Raw genomic sequence first — 14,522 nt, 5'->3', positions numbered from 1 at the left:
CGATTCGATACTGAAACGCAAGAATAAAGTGACTAATCGTTTAGTTTATATGGATTTTTATTGAATATACTTCGAGTCATCCATAACCTGTCCTCACTGTCATTGATGACCATCCACGCCATTGCCTTCGACGCCTACGGGACACTGTTCGATGTGTATTCCATCGGCGCGCTTGCGGAAAGGCTGTTCCCCAAACGCGGTACTGCCTTGGCCGAGCTGTGGCGCGACAAGCAGATCGAGTACACCCGCCTGCGCACCATGTGCTCCATGTACAAGCCGTTCTGGGAAGTGACGCAGGACGCATTGGTTTTCGCCTGCAAGAAGCTTCAACTCAATCTGACGCTGGAAGCGCAGAGCATGCTGATGGGCCAGTACGCCAAGCTGCAAGCCTTTCCGGAAAACCTCGCCGTTCTGCAGAAGTTGCAGGGCATGGGTCTCAAGCTGGCGATTCTTTCCAACGGCAATCCGCAGATGCTCGAATCGGCGGTGGAAGCCGCCGGCATGCGTGGCATTTTCAATCACATCCTGTCGGTCGACGCGGTCAGAAAATTCAAGACTGCGCCGGAGGCTTACCAGCTGGCGCCGGACGTGTTCGGCCTTTCGCCGAAGAGCATCCTGTTCGTGTCCAGCAATTGCTGGGACGTCTGCGGCGCCACCTGGTTTGGCTACACCACGTTCTGGGTGAACCGTGCCGGCGCCCCGCTGGAAGAGCTGGGTGTAACGCCGGATGCCACCGGCCCGGACATGAATGCGCTGCTGCAGTTTGTGCAGAAGCAGATCGGCGGTACCCAATGAGCGCCTGGCAAATCGCACTGGTCGGCATTGCGGCTTTCTGCGCCGGCGCGATGAACTCGGTCGCCGGCGGCGGCACCTTTCTTTCGTTCCCAGCATTGCTTGCCGTCGGCGTGCCGCCGGTAATGGCCAATGCCAGCAATTCCGTTGCCTTGTGGCCGGCGAGTCTGTCGGGCGCCTGGGCCTATCGCACGGAGCTGGCGCGCTACAAGCGTTATCTGATCCCGATGGGTATAGTCTCGTTTATTGGCGGAATCGGTGGCGGCTTGGCCTTGCTGGCGACCAAGGATGCAACGTTTTCCAAGCTGATCCCTTGGCTGCTGCTGTTTGCCACCGTTCTGTTTGCGTTTTCCAGTCACCTATCGATCCTGTTGCGCGGCCATGATGCCGCAAAACCCGGTAACAGTTCGATTGCATTGGCCGGTCAGGCAGTGGTGTCGGTCTACGGTGGTTTCTTCGGCGCCGGCATGGGCATCCTTATGCTCGCCAGCCTGGCCATGTCCGGCCATGACGATGTACACGAGATCAACGCCATCAAGAATCTGCTGTCGGCCATCATCTACAGCGTGACGGTACTGACCTTTGTCATCGCAGGCGCCGTCAGCTGGCCTTACACGCTCATCATGCTTGCAACGGCAACGCTGGGCGGCTATTGGGGAGCGACCATTGCGCGCAAGATTCCGGCGCAATGGTTACGCCGGTTCATCATCGTTGTTGGCTTTACCCTTACCGTTTTCTACTTCTACAAGACGTTCTGAGATCTGGTCTTCTCCGGGGGCGTTGATCCCCACGCTGTTTCGCACGTTTGAGCCTCCGGCTCATTCTGCCGCCTGGTCGGCCGGTCCAAGGTCGCGATCGCCGCGCCGTCCATGTGCGCCTACGAACAAACGGGCTGCGGCCGGTTTGTTTATGCGCATTGATTTTTTGTTCCGTGTCGATAAGATTGGACCTGTCCAGATGTCCAGATGCCCGCGAGGCCCGCATGCATGCGCTCAAACTGATACGAATAGATGACAGTGTGGGATTGATTCTGCCAAAGGAAGTGCTGGCCAAACTCAAGCGTGGCGCCGGGGATACGGTATTCCTCGCCGAAACCATCGAGGGTCTTCTTCTATCTCCGCACAACCCCGCCCTGCAAAATCAGCTCGATGCCGGTCGAGAGTTCATTGACGACTATTCCCGTGCGCTGCGCGCCTTGACCGAATGAACCTGAGCTCGATCGATCCCGCCGCGCTGCTTCTGCTGCATGAGGAAAGTCTCGCCGAAATCGGGGAGGAGGTCGGACCGTACGACGAGGTTCTCCTTGATGCGGCACTGGCCTATCCGCTGCATCTGGCAGTGCTGCAAGTGGCTGATGTCGCCGCGATTGCCGCCGCCTATGCAGTCGGCATGTTGAAATACAGGCCATTCGTGGTCGGCAACGAGCGCGCCGCGCTCCTGGCGCTGGGAATGTTCTTGTATCTGAACGACTGGCGCTTGAATGCGCCACAGGAGGAGGCAGTGCACGTCATCCTGCGGGCAAGTGCGGCGGAACTGGACGAAGAATCGCTTGCAGACTGGATTCGCGCCTATCTCTGATATTCAGGCGAAACATCAGAAATCACTTTAAAAATGCAGCGTAAGCTATTGTATTTAAATATATTCGCATATTTCAAGAAATTGCATTAGAAAAGTCTTGCAAGTAACTGATAACAGGAAACTTTCTCTACAGCGACTTCACATAAGCGCGTATTCCGGCCAGCAGCATCTCGACGGCCATCGCCGTCAGTATCAGTCCCATCAAGCGTTCGAACGCCGTCATGACACGTGGCCCGAGAGCCCGCTGCATGCGTTCCGCGCTTAACAATACGGCCAGCCAGACGATCGCTACCAGCGACAGGATCGCCACATGTAGCAGGCTCTCGACCGTGCTGTTGGAAGAAAACAGTAGCACGGTGACCAGTGCCGACGGACCGGCAAGGGCGGGAATGGCCAAGGGCACAATGAATGGCTCATGGTCTGTCGTTTCTCCATCGCCGAATACACCGCCAGGCTGTGGAAACACCATGCGCAGAGCAATCAGGAACAGGATCACGCCGCCGCCGATGCGCAGGGAAATATCGGTGAGCTGCAAGGCAGCGAGGAAATGCCGCCCGAAAAACATGAAAATCAGCAGGATTAGGAAGGCAATTGCGCATTCCCGAATAATGACCCGGCCGCGCCTTTCGTCGGGCACGTGTGCGAGGGCGCTGACAAACAGCGGCACGTTTCCGAAGGGATCGGTCACCAGCAGCAGAATGATGAAGGACTGGAAAAAGTTTTGGCTCATGCTGTCAATTCTTGAAAGTGCGTGAAAGGTATACTCGCGGCCTTGCAAGTCTGGCAAGGAGCATGCCCGAAGCATGCCATAAACACGACAAGAGAAAATTTGAAGACCGCATGATTTCCCCGAAGCCTGTAAAAAAGTCGCGACGCCGCTTTCTCCTCGGTGGCTTGGGAGTCGCAGGCGCATTGATCGTCGGCTGGGGCGTGATGCCGGCGCGCCAGCGCCTGCGTGTTGCCAATCCCATCCCCGCTGTCAACGGCGAAGTGGCGTTGAACGGCTGGATTCGGATCTCCGGAGATGGCGCGGTCACTCTGGCTATGCCGCAGTCGGAAATGGGGCAGGGTGTGCATACCGCATTGCCGATGCTGGTGGCGGAAGAACTGGATGTCCCGCTGAACATGGTCAGGATCGAGCAGGCGCCGATCGACAAGATTTTTGGCAATATCGCGGTGTTGCAGGATGGCTTGCCGTTTCATCCGGATAGCAGTGGAACGCTGAAGGATACCGTGCGCTGGCTCACCGGAAAGGCGGGGCGTGAGCTCGGCCTGATGATTACCGGTGGGTCGTCTTCGGTGAAGGACATGTGGCTTCCAATGCGCGAGGCCGGGGCGACTGCCCGAGCAATGCTGGTCGAAGCCGCGGCCAGGGATTGGGGCGTGCCCGTCTCGGAATGCAGAACGGAAGGCGGGTTGGTCACGCATTCCGACGACAAGCGTGCAAGCTATGCCGAGCTGGCGGCAAGGGCCGTCGCCAGCGAGCCGGGCCGGATTCGACTCAAGAATCCCTCCGAATTCACCCTGATCGGCACGCCGCAGCCACGCCGCGATACGCATGTCAAGGTCAACGGTACTGCCGTGTTCGGCCTGGATGTTCGTCCAGCAGGCTTACTGTATGCCGCGGTCCGGATGTGTCCGACCATTGGAGGCAGTATCCGGAGCGTCGTCGCCGACAAGGTTCGCGTCATGCCGGGCGTGCTGCACGTGGTCGATTTTACGGGTGCGGCCTCTGGAATGTCAGGCGTCGCTGTTATCGCGAAGTCCTGGTGGCAGGCGAAGCAGGCTGCTGCCGCGTTGCCGGTGATCTGGAATGACGGAACGCACGCCAATCTGTCGACGGATACGGTATTTCAGGAATTGTCGGCGAAGCTCGACAGCGAATCCGGCTTCACTTATTACCAGCAAGGTGAACCAGTTGCGGCTGGGGCAGCAATGAAGACGCTGGAGGCAGAATACCGCGCGCCGTTTCTGGCGCATGCGACCATGGAGCCGATCAATTGCACCGCCCAGCTAAAAGACGGCAAGGTGAGCCTATGGGCATCGACGCAAGTTCCCAGCATCGCTGTCGATATGGCGGCCCGGGTCGCGCGGGTCAGGCCCGAGGACGTTACCCTCACCGTCACCTATATCGGTGGCGGCTTCGGCCGTCGCCTGGAAGTGGACATGGTGGCGCAGGCTGTCGCAATCGCGAAGGAAGCCGGCGGCATGCCTGTCCAGGTGATCTGGAGCCGCGAAGACGACATGACGCACGACTTCTACCGGCCGGCGGCCCTGGCGCGTTTCTCGGCCACACTCGATGCGGCCGGCAATGTCCTTGCGTACAACAACAAGCTTGCGTCCGGCGCGATCCTGCATCAGGTCATGGATCGCACCTTCGGATTAATTGGTGCCGGCCCCGACAAGACGACAGTCGAGGGCGCTTTCGATATGCCCTATGAATTTCCGCATCAGCATATTGCGCATGTCACGGTGCCGACGCCGGTGCCGATTGGCTACTGGCGATCGGTCGGCCACTCGCACAATGCGTTTTTCAAGGAAAGCTTTGTCGATGAACTGGCGCACGCTGTCGGCAAGGACCCGGTCGAATTTCGTCGCGGCTTGTTGACGAAGCATCCTCGCCATCTCGCCGTGCTCGATGCCGCACTGGAGCGAGCAGGTCGGCCGGGAGCCGGACGCGCGCACGGCGTCGCGCTGCACCAGTCGTTTGGTTCCATCGTCGCAGAGGTTGCGGAAGTATCAATTGAGGGAACGGAAATACGCGTCCATAAAGTGAGCTGCGCAATTGACTGCGGTTTGGCCGTCAACCCGAACATCATCGCGCAACAGATGGAGTCGGGGGTGATTTTCGGCTTGAGCGCTGCCTTGTCTGGGGAGATTACGATCAAGGACGGCAAGGTGCAGCAGCAGAATTTCCATGACTATCCGGTCCTGCGCATGAACCAGGCACCAATTGTCGAGACGATCGTGATCAGGAGCGCAGAGCCGCCAGAAGGCGTCGGGGAACCGGGAACGCCGCCGATTGCACCGGCCGTGGCGAATGCCGTCTTCAAACTGACCGGGAAACGCTTGCGCAGTTTGCCACTACGACTCGCCTAAAGTGTTTCCTTGAGTCGCGCACGCAGATTGCAGACACGCTGCCACTCCGCGCGTTCGGGAGAGCTTGCCGCCTGCCTGCGCAATTCGCTGTCGCTTTGCTCGGCCTGCGCCAGGATCAATCTGTCGGCCAGTTTCGGATCCGGCAGCACGGTGCCGAAAAACGTGACCATATCTCCACGCTGAATCAGCAGTGTCGGAAAGTTTTCCACATCGATATCGCCGATGAAATCCGCCTGATCCTCGATGTCGATCCAGACGAAATGCTTGTCCGGATGCTGTGCTGCCAGTTGCTCGAAGCCGCCTCGGTAACTGCGGCAGGTGTCGCACCATCCAGCGCACAGGCAGGCAACCACCCACGCGTCGCCATCCAGCCATTCGGCCAGTTGTCCACGATTGTGATTTTCCAGAGTGAGGCAAGGTGAGTGCATGAGCGGCTGATCAGTCGGGGGTAGGCCGATATTGTAAGACAAGGCAAGGAACGCCGTTGTGCGGTCGCTCGGAAAGCGGATGTGTTGCCGAATGGACCGCTTCCGGCAGAAGCATCGAATCAGTCAGGCGGTGGTATTGACGTTCTGCCCAAGATGGGGCGGAAGATTTGGCGCGGTGGCAGGCGGTAGTGCCTCCAGCAATGCTGCGGCGCTGCTGGCCTGCACGTCGATGGCTTTCTTCAGCACAGCGACACCGACTGCCTGATTCGTTGCGGTATTGGCGATGGTTGTGGCCAGATTCGCGATGTTATTGACTTCCATGGAGTCCTCCGCTGCTGTTCTATTATTAACGGCAGCCGCGCGCTATTCTTTAGCAGGCTGTTGGAAAAACTGCTGAGCGGCCTTTTGGCTTGTTTGCGCCATTTAATTCAACAGCCCTGTCAGAGCCTGTCACGGTAAAATACGCCGATGCGAACCATTCTTGCCATTGAAACGTCTTCCGACCTTGCCTCAGTCGCCTTGCTTCACCAAGGGAAAGTCCTGGCACATGAAGCGTCCGGCGTGCAGACCCATTCACAAACCGTGTTGCCGATGGTGCAGGTCTTGCTGGCGCAGGCCGGCGTGACATTGAAACAGTGCGATGCCATCGCCTTTGGTGCCGGCCCCGGGTCGTTTACCGGCGTGCGGACGGCCTGTGGCGTGGCGCAAGGACTGGCCTTCGGGGCGGATTTGCCGATTGTGCCGGTGGTCACCTTGCTGGCAATGGCGCAAGCCTGCCGCGAAGCTTGCGGCGCAACGGATGTGCTGGTCGTGCTCGATGCGCGCATGGAAGAGGTCTACTGGGCACAATATCGTTATCAGGATGGATGGCAAACTGTTACTGCCCCGGCATTGTCCGCACCCTCGGCTGTGACCGCCGTTGGCGATGTCGTCGCTTGCGGCAATGGTTTGGTTGCGTTTGCGTCCGCCTTCGAAGGATTGCCGTTTGCCGGCGGCGCGCAACGCGACATCATGCCGCATGCGGCGCAGATTGCTTGCTTGGCGCAGCTTGAACTTACCGCCGGGCGCGCCGTCAATGCACGCGACGCACAACCTGTTTACTTGCGCAACAAAGTCGCCATGACGACAGCAGAACGTCTGGCAAGGACGGCCGCATGAGTGCCGTTTATAAAGCAGTCGGCGAGTCACCATCCTTGCCATCCTTGCATTTCGCGCCCATGCAGGTCAACGATCTGCCGGACGTGCTGGCAATCGAAAATGACGTCTATCCATATCCCTGGACGCGCGGCAATTTCCTCGATTCGCTCTACAGCGGATATGAAACATGGGTATTGCGCGATGCTTCCGGTGTGCTGGTCGGCTATTTTCTGCTGATGCTGGCAGTGGACGAAGCGCATCTGCTGAATATCAGCGTGCGCCGCGATTTGCATGGTCGTGGCATCGGCCGCATGCAGCTTGACAAGGTGGTCGCTGTGGCGAGAGAAAAGGGGATGTCCTCCGTTCTTCTTGAGGTCCGGCCATCCAATCAGCGCGCGCTGTCCGTCTACCAGCATTATGGCTTTGTCCAGATCGGACAGCGCAAGGGATACTATCCGGCGCAGGGAAATACTCGCGAGGACGCCATTGTCATGAGATTTCAGTTATGACCGGTTCAGCAGAACGCCGCGCGGTTTTTTTGCGGGAAATCGGTGTGGGTCCCGTGTGGCAGCGTCGCGCCGCGGTGCCGCCGCAACAGCAACCGTCGACGGAATTTGCTGTGGAGATGAGTCAACCGGCCGCGTTCGATGACATGCCAATTGATATGCCACCGCTGGATCTGCCGGAAACGGACAAGCCTGCGGCACGCGATGCATTGGTGCCTGAAGTGTCGTCGATGGACTGGGGACAGCTCCAGTCAACGGTTGCCGCATGCACCAAGTGCGGTTTGTGCACTGGGCGCACCAAGACCGTTTTCGGCGTTGGCGACGAAAAGGCAAAATGGCTGTTTGTCGGGGAAGGTCCGGGAAGGAATGAAGACCTGCGCGGCGAACCTTTCGTCGGACAGGCTGGCAAATTGCTCGATAACATGCTGCTCGCGATGGGCCTGAAACGCGGCGAAAACGCTTACATCGCCAATATCGTCAAATGCCGTCCGACAGACGAAACCGGCCGCGACCGCGCGCCGACAGCCGTTGAAACGGCTGCGTGCATGCCTTACCTCGAAAGACAGATTGCGCTGATTCAGCCGACAGTCATCGTTGCGCTCGGAAAGACCGCAGCAATTTCCTTGCTCGGACTCGACGCGGAAACACCCGTTTCCAAACTGCGCGGCACCGTCCACCGCTACGCCGACCGCCCACTTGTGGTCACCTATCACCCCGCTTATTTGTTGCGCAACATGGCCGACAAGAAAAAGGCATGGGCCGACATTTGTCTCGCCATGACGGCATATGCAGGCGTCCGCTGATTCCACGGGCGAGAATTTTCAAAGCCAGTTCCACCGCCGCTGGAACCACCTGAACGATCCGCATGTAAGGACATTGGCATGGCTGCTGGATGCCCCCGATTTGCTGGATTCCAGCGCTTCCCAATGGCAGGGACGCGTAGCGAGTATCGGCGTCATCGACGAGAACACGCGCAACTGGCTTGCAGAACTTGACCGCGCGCCGGGTGAACTGCATGCCTACCTCGACCTGCAACCGTTCGCCCGACTCGGACGTTATGCGGAAAAGTTGATGGCCTTCTATCTCGAGCATCAGGGGCTGCTGGTGGCGCATGGCGTGCAGGTGCGTGCCGGCAAGAACGACACCATCGGCGAATTCGATTTCCTGCTGCGACAGGGCGCGTCACTCATTCATTGGGAGTTCGCTACCAAGTTGTATCTGCTGGAATCGAGTGGCCATGGATGCGAGGCCGATTATTTCGTTGGCCCCGGCCTGGCTGACACGCTGGGCACCAAGATCCGCAAGATCATGGAGCATCAGTTGTCGCTTTCGCAGCATCCTGCTGCGCTGCTGCAGTTATCGGAGCCGGTCGCCGCCGCCCTGGCCTTGGTCAAAGGCTGGTTGTTCTATCACGGCCAGACTCCGCCACCGGCATTGCCGCCGGGGATTTCACGCGCGCATTGCCGTGGTTTCTGGTGTGCCTTGGAGGAACTGGATCGGGTTGCCGGCGAATATTTCCTCGTCTTGCCGAGGCTGAGCTGGCTGGTGCCGGGCAAGACTGAAATGAGCGGCACATTGAAGCGAGACGCACTCAGGGAAGAATTGATGCGCCACTTTGATGGAAGTTCAACACCAGCACTGGTGGCAGTGCTGGAGCCGCGTGGCGGTCACATGCTCGAAGTGGACCGGGGCTTCATCGTGCCCAATGACTGGCGTACCCGGGCTGAAGTGCACATCAGGCGCGGGGCATGATGCGGGCAGCAGGATTGCCATTTCTGCAATCTTAGTGCTTGTGCTCTCCGATCAGTGCCAGAGAATCATGTTCACGCTGGTTCGCCGCATGCCTCCTCATGGCGAGGCTCATGGTGCCCGCGACGAACAGCCCGAACAACACGATGACGACATTGATGTTCAGGTTCAGCTTCACCATCATTGCGTAGAGCATGAGCATCGTCAGTACCGACAGATTCTCATTGAAGTTTTGCACGGCGATCGAGTGTCCGGCGCTCAACAGGACATGGCCGCGATGCTGAAGCAGGGCATTCATCGGAACCACGAAATATCCCGACAGTCCGCCAACCAGGACCAGCAGGACATATGCCATCCAGGCGCTGTGCACCAGGGTCATTGCCATCACGATAAAACCCATGACGACGCCGAGCGGCATGACGCTGAGCGATTTCTTCAAGGGGACAAAGCGTGCGGCTGCCGCCGCGCCGATTGCAATCCCCAATGCAAATATTCCTTGAAATGTCGCCGCCTGGTCGAGCGGCATGTGAAGCGATTGCTCCGCCCATTTCAGCATGATGAATTGCAGCGTCGCGCCAGCACCCCAGAACAATGTGGTGACCGCAAGGGAAATCTGCCCCAGCTTGTCTTTCCATAAAGTGATAAAGCAACCTGCGAAATCGGCAACCAGCCGAATCGGGTTGCGCTCTTGGTGTGGATAACGGGCGCCGGTATCCGGAATCCGCAAGTTGAAAACGGCCGCCACGAAATAGGCCGTCATGATGACCGACAAGGCGGCCTCGGCAGGCGTGTTGACGCCGGTGTCGACCACCGGGAAATCGATGCTCAGGAGGTCCGCGGAAATCTGGGGATTGACCAGCGCACCGCCCATGACGGTGCCCAATATGATTGAGACCACTGTCAAACCCTCGATCCAGCCATTGGCTGCGACGAGTTTTTCGGGCGGCAGCAGTTCGGTCAGGATGCCGTATTTGGCGGGAGAGTAGGCTGCTGCGCCGAATCCCACCACCGCGTAGGCGAGCAGGGGATGCACGTTGCAGAACATCATCGCACAGCCGCCGATCTTGATGAGATTGGTAATGAACATCACGCGGCCTTTCGGCAGAGAGTCGGCAAAGGCGCCGACAAAGGCCGCGAGCAAAACATAGGATAGAACGAAGAACAGCTTGAGCAGCGGCGTCATCCACGCCGGCGATTTCATGGTGGTCAACAGGGCGATGGCCGCGATCAGGAGTGCATTATCGGCAAGCGACGAGAAAAACTGCGCTGCCATGATAGTGAAAAAACCGCGATTCATCCGCATGTTGAGGTGTGCCAGTATGTCTCCGGCAAGCTTTATACCATGAAAACAGGTGCCTACAGTGGAATTCCTGAACGGTGGGCAAGGCCCATCCGGTAAAATGAATCACTGCGCCGATTCATTGTTGTTGACTCTTCAAGATTGTTTTCTTTTCATGCCCAGACCGCTTGTCGCAACCATCCATCTCGCTGCCATGCAGCACAACCTCGCCCTTGCCAGACAGTGCACGCCGAATGCCAAAGTATGGGGCGTCGTCAAGGCCAACGCCTACGGGCACGGACTCGCGCGCGGCATGCGAGCGTTTGCCGCCGCCGATGGTTTGGCACTGATTGAGGTCGACGCCGCCGTGCGCTTGCGGGAACTGGGTTGGCAAAAGCCTATCCTGTTGCTGGAAGGATTTTTCGACGAAACGGATCTGCCCGTCCTCGCGGCATACCACCTGCAGACCGCCATTCATTGCAATGAACAAATCGACATGCTTGAGCGCGCCGCGCTGACGTCGCAGATCGATGTGCATTTGAAAATGAACAGCGGCATGAATCGCCTCGGATTTCAACCGGATGCATATCGCGCCGCGCACGCAAGGCTTCGTGCGATTCCCGCCATTCGCCACATCACCTTGATGACCCACTTTGCGAATGCTGACGATGCGGTCAACGCCAAGCTTCCATTGAGCGAACAAATCCGCCGTTTCGAGAGCGGCACCGAGGGATTGCCCGGCGAGCGCAGCGTCTCCAATTCGGCAGCAGTGCTGACACGCCCGGATCTGCGCAGCAACTGGGTGCGTCCCGGCATCATGCTTTATGGCGGCACGCCCGGCGGCAAGACGGCCGAAGCCTTTGGATTGCAACCGGCGATGACGCTTGCCAGCGAGATCATCGGCGTGCAGCAGGTCGGCGTAGGTGAGGCTGTCGGCTACGGCAGTCGCTTCGTGGCGGACAGGCCGATGACAATCGGTGTGGTGGCATGCGGTTATGCGGATGGGTATCCGCGTCATGCGCCCAACGGAACGCCGATCGTTGTCGAAGGACAGAGAACCAAGCTGATCGGGCGTGTCTCCATGGACATGATCACGGTTGATCTGACGGGCATTCCCGGGGCCGGCATCGGCAGCAAGGTGATTCTGTGGGGGAACGACTTGCCGATCGATGAGGTAGCCGAGGCTGCCGGCACGCTCGGGTATGAGTTGATGTGCGCATTGGCGCCGCGCGTGCAGGTGGTCGAGGAATAACGAATCAATATCCATGGCAAAACAGAAAACCAATTACACCTGTACCGAGTGCGGCGGTGTTTCCAGCAAATGGGCAGGGCAGTGCGCATCGTGCGGCCAATGGAACACGCTGGTCGAGACCGTCATTGAGGCGGCCGGAAATCGTTTCTCGGGTCAGCATCAAGGTTTGGCGCAGACTTCGCCGGTGCTCAGCCTCGCCGATATCGAGGCAATCGACGTTCCGCGCTTTGGCACAGGGATCGAAGAGTTCGACCGCGTACTTGGTGGTGGACTGGTGGCCGGCGGTGTGGTTCTGATCGGCGGCGATCCCGGCATTGGCAAATCGACATTACTGCTGCAGGCATTGGCCAATATGTCGCGTATCAAGAAGACCTTATATGTCAGCGGCGAGGAATCCGGTTCGCAGATTGCACTGCGTGCAAAACGCCTCGCCGTAGATGCGAAAGAATTGCAATTGCAGGCGGAAATCCAGCTCGAGAAAATCCTCAATACGCTGGCTGACCACAAGCCGCAGGTTGCGGTAATCGACTCGATCCAGACCATCTATTCCGATGCATTGACATCCGCGCCCGGTTCGGTGGCGCAGGTGCGCGAATGCGCCGCGCAATTGACCCGCGTGGCGAAGCAATCCGGCATCACCATCATCATGGTCGGCCACGTGACGAAAGAGGGGGCGCTGGCCGGACCGCGCGTGCTGGAGCATATTGTCGATACCGTACTGTATTTTGAAGGTGACACACACTCCAGCTTCCGTCTCGTGCGCGCTTTCAAGAACCGTTTCGGTGCGGTCAACGAACTGGGCGTGTTCGCAATGACCGAAAAAGGCCTGAAGGGCGTGTCCAATCCATCAGCCTTGTTCTTGTCGCAACACGACAATCAGGTTCCCGGGTCTTGCGTGATGGTGACGCAGGAAGGAACGCGTCCCTTGCTGGTGGAAATCCAGGCGCTGGTGGATACCTCGCACGTGCCCAATGCGCGCAGGCTGTCCGTCGGCCTGGAGCAGAATCGTCTGGCAATGTTGCTTGCAGTGCTGCATCGACATGCCGCCGTCGCAGCCTTCGATCAGGACGTGTTCATCAATGCGGTCGGGGGCGTGAAAATCACGGAGCCGGCGGCGGATCTCGCCGTTTTGCTTGCCATTCATTCATCCATGCGCAACAAGCCATTACCACGCGGCCTGGTCGCTTTTGGCGAAGTAGGACTTGCGGGGGAAATTCGCCCAGCGCCGCGCGGACAGGAGCGCTTGCGCGAAGCCGCCAAGCTCGGCTTTTCGATCGCATTGATTCCGAAGGCTAACGCACCCAAGCAAAAGATCGAAGGACTTACCGTTATCGGCGTCGAGCGCATCGATGAAGCGCTTAATCGCGCCCGTGAACAGGACTGATTTTCAGCCGATCAGGCAGTTCGCCGCCTGCACGCCGCTACGCACTGCGGATTCCAGCGTTGCCGGGTAATCGCTCTCGGTATAGTCGCCTGCGATCACCAATCCCTTGAGGCCGGTGAGATTCATCGGCCGGGCGAGTGCCGGCGTACATGAAAAGGTGGCGCGCTTCTCGCTGATGACTTTCGTCCATTGCGGGCGCGTCAATGCGGGTTCCTGAAAGACTGTCGCAAGCTGCGTGGCGATCGCCGTTGCAAGCGCGTCGTGTCCGGCAGCGATTGCCTCGCTCGATGCGCTCACGACCACCGACAGCAGACCGGCATGATTCGGATCAAGCTGTCCGCGATCGAAAACGAATTGTCCCCATTGTTCGCCGGCGGCATTATCAAGCAATGCGTAGAAGGGTTGTGCCAGCCTGAAATCCCGCGCGTATTGCAGATAGCAGGTGCTGATCGGCTCGTACTCAAATGTCGGCAGCGGAGTTTCGACAAGCCCTTCGAGCAGGCCGGTCGCATGAGTTGCCTGCGTGGCAATCACAACGCCATCGAATTGCGCCTGTTCCGCGCCGGATGCGCTTGTGATTTGAAGCTGCCAGCCAGTTCCATCGTTGTCGACCCTCGCGATAGTTGTTCCGCAGAGCACCTTGCCGCCTTTCTGCTCGACGAATGTGCCCGCGTGCTTTGGAAAGACGCCAGTCAGGTCGACACGCGGGATGAGCATGTCGGATGCGGCCCGGCGCGCGCCAAGACTGTCGCGCAGCACATTGAGGAAGACTTGCGCCGAGGCTCGTTCCGGCGGCGTATTCAAGGCGGCAATACACAGCGGACGCCACATCAGACGGATCAAGCGATCGGTTTGATCGAAACGCTCCAGCAATTCGGCAACGCTGCAATCCGTATGCAATTGCCAGTCCATCCAGCGCGCCGTTGTCGAAAAGCGCGCCAGCGCAAGCTTGTCTTCCCTTGCCAAACCGCGCGCCCGCAGCAGAGCGATCAGTACATGCAAGGGAGCTGGAAGGCGTGGCGTGACGAAGTCCATTCCACCACTGTTGGCGGGATAGCGCATCTGAAGCGGCAAGCGCAGTAATACATCTGCCGGGTCGATGCCCGTGACGCACATCAGCCTCAAGGTTTCGCTATAGGCTCCAAGCAGGATATGCTGGCCGTTGTCGAGGGGCAGTCCATTGATCTCGACGGCGCGCGCCCGACCGCCCAGCGATCGGGCTGATTCGAACAGGCAAACCGGATACCCTCGGTGCGCAAGCTCGACCGCTGCCGCACAGCCTGCCCACCCTCCGCCTATGACCGCAATGCGACGCATG

At 58.8% G+C, this 14,522-nt stretch carries 16 protein-coding genes; 11 read left to right on the top strand and 5 right to left on the bottom strand.

Features of this window, described 5'->3' with window-relative positions; genetic code table 11:
• The first annotated feature begins 102 nt into the window (after positions 1-102).
• The 4 genes from E6W33_RS22240 to E6W33_RS22225 all read left to right on the top strand — a co-directional run bounded on the left by E6W33_RS22240 (position 103) and on the right by E6W33_RS22225 (position 2,370).
• Positions 103-795, top strand: coding sequence for a haloacid dehalogenase type II (locus tag E6W33_RS22240; protein WP_136419607.1), 693 nt, complete (start codon positions 103-105; stop codon positions 793-795).
• Entirely contained in the window at positions 792-1,550 is a 759-nt protein-coding gene (locus E6W33_RS22235; RefSeq protein WP_136419560.1) for a sulfite exporter TauE/SafE family protein, read from the top strand. The genes E6W33_RS22240 and E6W33_RS22235 overlap by 4 nt, the downstream gene beginning before the upstream one ends.
• 224 nt (positions 1,551-1,774) lie before the next feature.
• A complete protein-coding gene (locus E6W33_RS22230) occupies positions 1,775-1,999 on the top strand; it encodes an AbrB/MazE/SpoVT family DNA-binding domain-containing protein (protein WP_136419559.1) in 225 nt (74 codons plus the stop codon).
• Positions 1,996-2,370: a type II toxin-antitoxin system death-on-curing family toxin gene (locus E6W33_RS22225; RefSeq protein WP_136419558.1), complete on the top strand. Its 375-nt coding sequence runs from the start codon at positions 1,996-1,998 to the stop codon at positions 2,368-2,370. The genes E6W33_RS22230 and E6W33_RS22225 overlap by 4 nt, the downstream gene beginning before the upstream one ends.
• A gap of 127 nt (positions 2,371-2,497) precedes the next feature.
• Here the strand turns inward: E6W33_RS22225 and E6W33_RS22220 are convergent, their stop codons facing one another.
• The gene (locus E6W33_RS22220) at positions 2,498-3,100 is read right to left on the bottom strand and encodes a MarC family protein (protein WP_136419557.1); all 603 of its coding nucleotides are present in this window, start codon (positions 3,098-3,100) and stop codon (positions 2,498-2,500) included.
• Positions 3,101-3,210: 110 nt separating this feature from the next.
• Between E6W33_RS22220 and E6W33_RS22215 the strand changes: the two genes are divergently transcribed.
• A complete protein-coding gene (locus tag E6W33_RS22215; protein ID WP_136419556.1) occupies positions 3,211-5,469 on the top strand; it encodes a xanthine dehydrogenase family protein molybdopterin-binding subunit in 2,259 nt (752 codons plus the stop codon).
• On the opposite strand, the gene E6W33_RS22210 is transcribed toward E6W33_RS22215, so the two are convergent.
• Positions 5,466-5,897 carry a thioredoxin family protein gene (locus E6W33_RS22210; protein ID WP_136419555.1) on the bottom strand — a complete coding sequence of 144 codons (432 nt, stop codon included), beginning with the start codon at positions 5,895-5,897 and terminating at the stop codon, positions 5,466-5,468. The genes E6W33_RS22215 and E6W33_RS22210 overlap by 4 nt on opposite strands.
• A 123-nt stretch (positions 5,898-6,020) precedes the next feature.
• A complete protein-coding gene (locus tag E6W33_RS22205; protein WP_136419554.1) occupies positions 6,021-6,218 on the bottom strand; it encodes a YjfB family protein in 198 nt (65 codons plus the stop codon).
• A 147-nt stretch (positions 6,219-6,365) separates the two neighbouring features.
• Between E6W33_RS22205 and tsaB the strand changes: the two genes are divergently transcribed.
• Genes tsaB through E6W33_RS22185 form a run of 4 tightly spaced genes read left to right on the top strand, consistent with a single transcriptional unit; the run spans position 6,366 to position 9,292 of the window.
• Positions 6,366-7,055 (top strand): tRNA (adenosine(37)-N6)-threonylcarbamoyltransferase complex dimerization subunit type 1 TsaB, encoded by a 690-nt coding sequence (gene tsaB, locus E6W33_RS22200; protein WP_136419553.1) that lies wholly within the window; start codon positions 6,366-6,368, stop codon positions 7,053-7,055.
• Entirely contained in the window at positions 7,052-7,543 is a 492-nt protein-coding gene (gene rimI / locus E6W33_RS22195) for a ribosomal protein S18-alanine N-acetyltransferase (protein WP_247869739.1), read from the top strand. Before tsaB ends, rimI begins: the two co-directional genes overlap by 4 nt.
• Positions 7,540-8,343, top strand: a complete 804-nt coding sequence (locus E6W33_RS22190) for a uracil-DNA glycosylase (protein ID WP_136419552.1) — start codon at positions 7,540-7,542, stop codon at positions 8,341-8,343. The genes rimI and E6W33_RS22190 overlap by 4 nt, the downstream gene beginning before the upstream one ends.
• On the top strand, positions 8,327-9,292 hold the full coding sequence (locus E6W33_RS22185) for a DUF1853 family protein (RefSeq protein WP_136419551.1): 966 nt from the start codon (positions 8,327-8,329) through the stop codon (positions 9,290-9,292). The genes E6W33_RS22190 and E6W33_RS22185 overlap by 17 nt, the downstream gene beginning before the upstream one ends.
• A gap of 31 nt (positions 9,293-9,323) precedes the next feature.
• Here E6W33_RS22185 and lplT read toward each other — a convergent pair whose 3' ends face one another.
• Positions 9,324-10,586 (bottom strand): lysophospholipid transporter LplT, encoded by a 1,263-nt coding sequence (gene lplT / locus E6W33_RS22180; protein WP_136419605.1) that lies wholly within the window; start codon positions 10,584-10,586, stop codon positions 9,324-9,326.
• A 157-nt stretch (positions 10,587-10,743) separates the two neighbouring features.
• Here lplT and alr point away from each other — a divergent pair, with 157 nt between their 5' ends.
• Together alr and radA are read left to right on the top strand one after the other, a co-directional pair.
• Positions 10,744-11,820, top strand: a complete 1,077-nt coding sequence (alr, locus tag E6W33_RS22175) for an alanine racemase (protein WP_136419550.1) — start codon at positions 10,744-10,746, stop codon at positions 11,818-11,820.
• Between the two features lie 13 nt (positions 11,821-11,833).
• On the top strand, positions 11,834-13,204 hold the full coding sequence (gene radA / locus E6W33_RS22170; protein ID WP_136419549.1) for a DNA repair protein RadA: 1,371 nt from the start codon (positions 11,834-11,836) through the stop codon (positions 13,202-13,204).
• Positions 13,205-13,207: 3 nt separating this feature from the next.
• On the opposite strand, the gene hpnE is transcribed toward radA, so the two are convergent.
• Positions 13,208-14,521 carry a hydroxysqualene dehydroxylase HpnE gene (gene hpnE, locus E6W33_RS22165; protein ID WP_136419548.1) on the bottom strand — a complete coding sequence of 438 codons (1,314 nt, stop codon included), beginning with the start codon at positions 14,519-14,521 and terminating at the stop codon, positions 13,208-13,210.
• Position 14,522 lies beyond the last annotated feature (1 nt).

It is taken from the genome of Herbaspirillum sp. ST 5-3, from assembly GCF_004804275.1.
Classification (GTDB): Bacteria; Pseudomonadota; Gammaproteobacteria; order Burkholderiales; family Burkholderiaceae_D; genus Noviherbaspirillum.
Note: the sequence above shows the minus strand (reverse complement) of the source record. Positions and strands in the feature narration are given on the sequence as shown.

Excerpts from the sequence above, each read along its gene's own strand:
- E6W33_RS22235 (WP_136419560.1), top strand. The coding sequence starts at position 792 with ATGAGCGCCTGGCAAATCGCACTGGTCGGCATTGCGGCTTTCTGCGCC.
- E6W33_RS22230 (WP_136419559.1), top strand. The coding sequence starts at position 1,775 with ATGCATGCGCTCAAACTGATACGAATAGATGACAGTGTGGGATTGATT.
- E6W33_RS22225 (WP_136419558.1), top strand. The coding sequence starts at position 1,996 with ATGAACCTGAGCTCGATCGATCCCGCCGCGCTGCTTCTGCTGCATGAG.
- E6W33_RS22220 (WP_136419557.1), bottom strand. The coding sequence starts at position 3,100 with ATGAGCCAAAACTTTTTCCAGTCCTTCATCATTCTGCTGCTGGTGACC.
- E6W33_RS22215 (WP_136419556.1), top strand. The coding sequence starts at position 3,211 with ATGATTTCCCCGAAGCCTGTAAAAAAGTCGCGACGCCGCTTTCTCCTC.
- E6W33_RS22210 (WP_136419555.1), bottom strand. The coding sequence starts at position 5,897 with ATGCACTCACCTTGCCTCACTCTGGAAAATCACAATCGTGGACAACTG.
- E6W33_RS22205 (WP_136419554.1), bottom strand. The coding sequence starts at position 6,218 with ATGGAAGTCAATAACATCGCGAATCTGGCCACAACCATCGCCAATACC.
- tsaB (WP_136419553.1), top strand. The coding sequence starts at position 6,366 with ATGCGAACCATTCTTGCCATTGAAACGTCTTCCGACCTTGCCTCAGTC.
- rimI (WP_247869739.1), top strand. The coding sequence starts at position 7,052 with ATGAGTGCCGTTTATAAAGCAGTCGGCGAGTCACCATCCTTGCCATCC.
- E6W33_RS22190 (WP_136419552.1), top strand. The coding sequence starts at position 7,540 with ATGACCGGTTCAGCAGAACGCCGCGCGGTTTTTTTGCGGGAAATCGGT.
- E6W33_RS22185 (WP_136419551.1), top strand. The coding sequence starts at position 8,327 with ATGCAGGCGTCCGCTGATTCCACGGGCGAGAATTTTCAAAGCCAGTTC.
- lplT (WP_136419605.1), bottom strand. The coding sequence starts at position 10,586 with ATGAATCGCGGTTTTTTCACTATCATGGCAGCGCAGTTTTTCTCGTCG.
- alr (WP_136419550.1), top strand. The coding sequence starts at position 10,744 with ATGCCCAGACCGCTTGTCGCAACCATCCATCTCGCTGCCATGCAGCAC.
- radA (WP_136419549.1), top strand. The coding sequence starts at position 11,834 with ATGGCAAAACAGAAAACCAATTACACCTGTACCGAGTGCGGCGGTGTT.
- hpnE (WP_136419548.1), bottom strand. The coding sequence starts at position 14,521 with ATGCGTCGCATTGCGGTCATAGGCGGAGGGTGGGCAGGCTGTGCGGCA.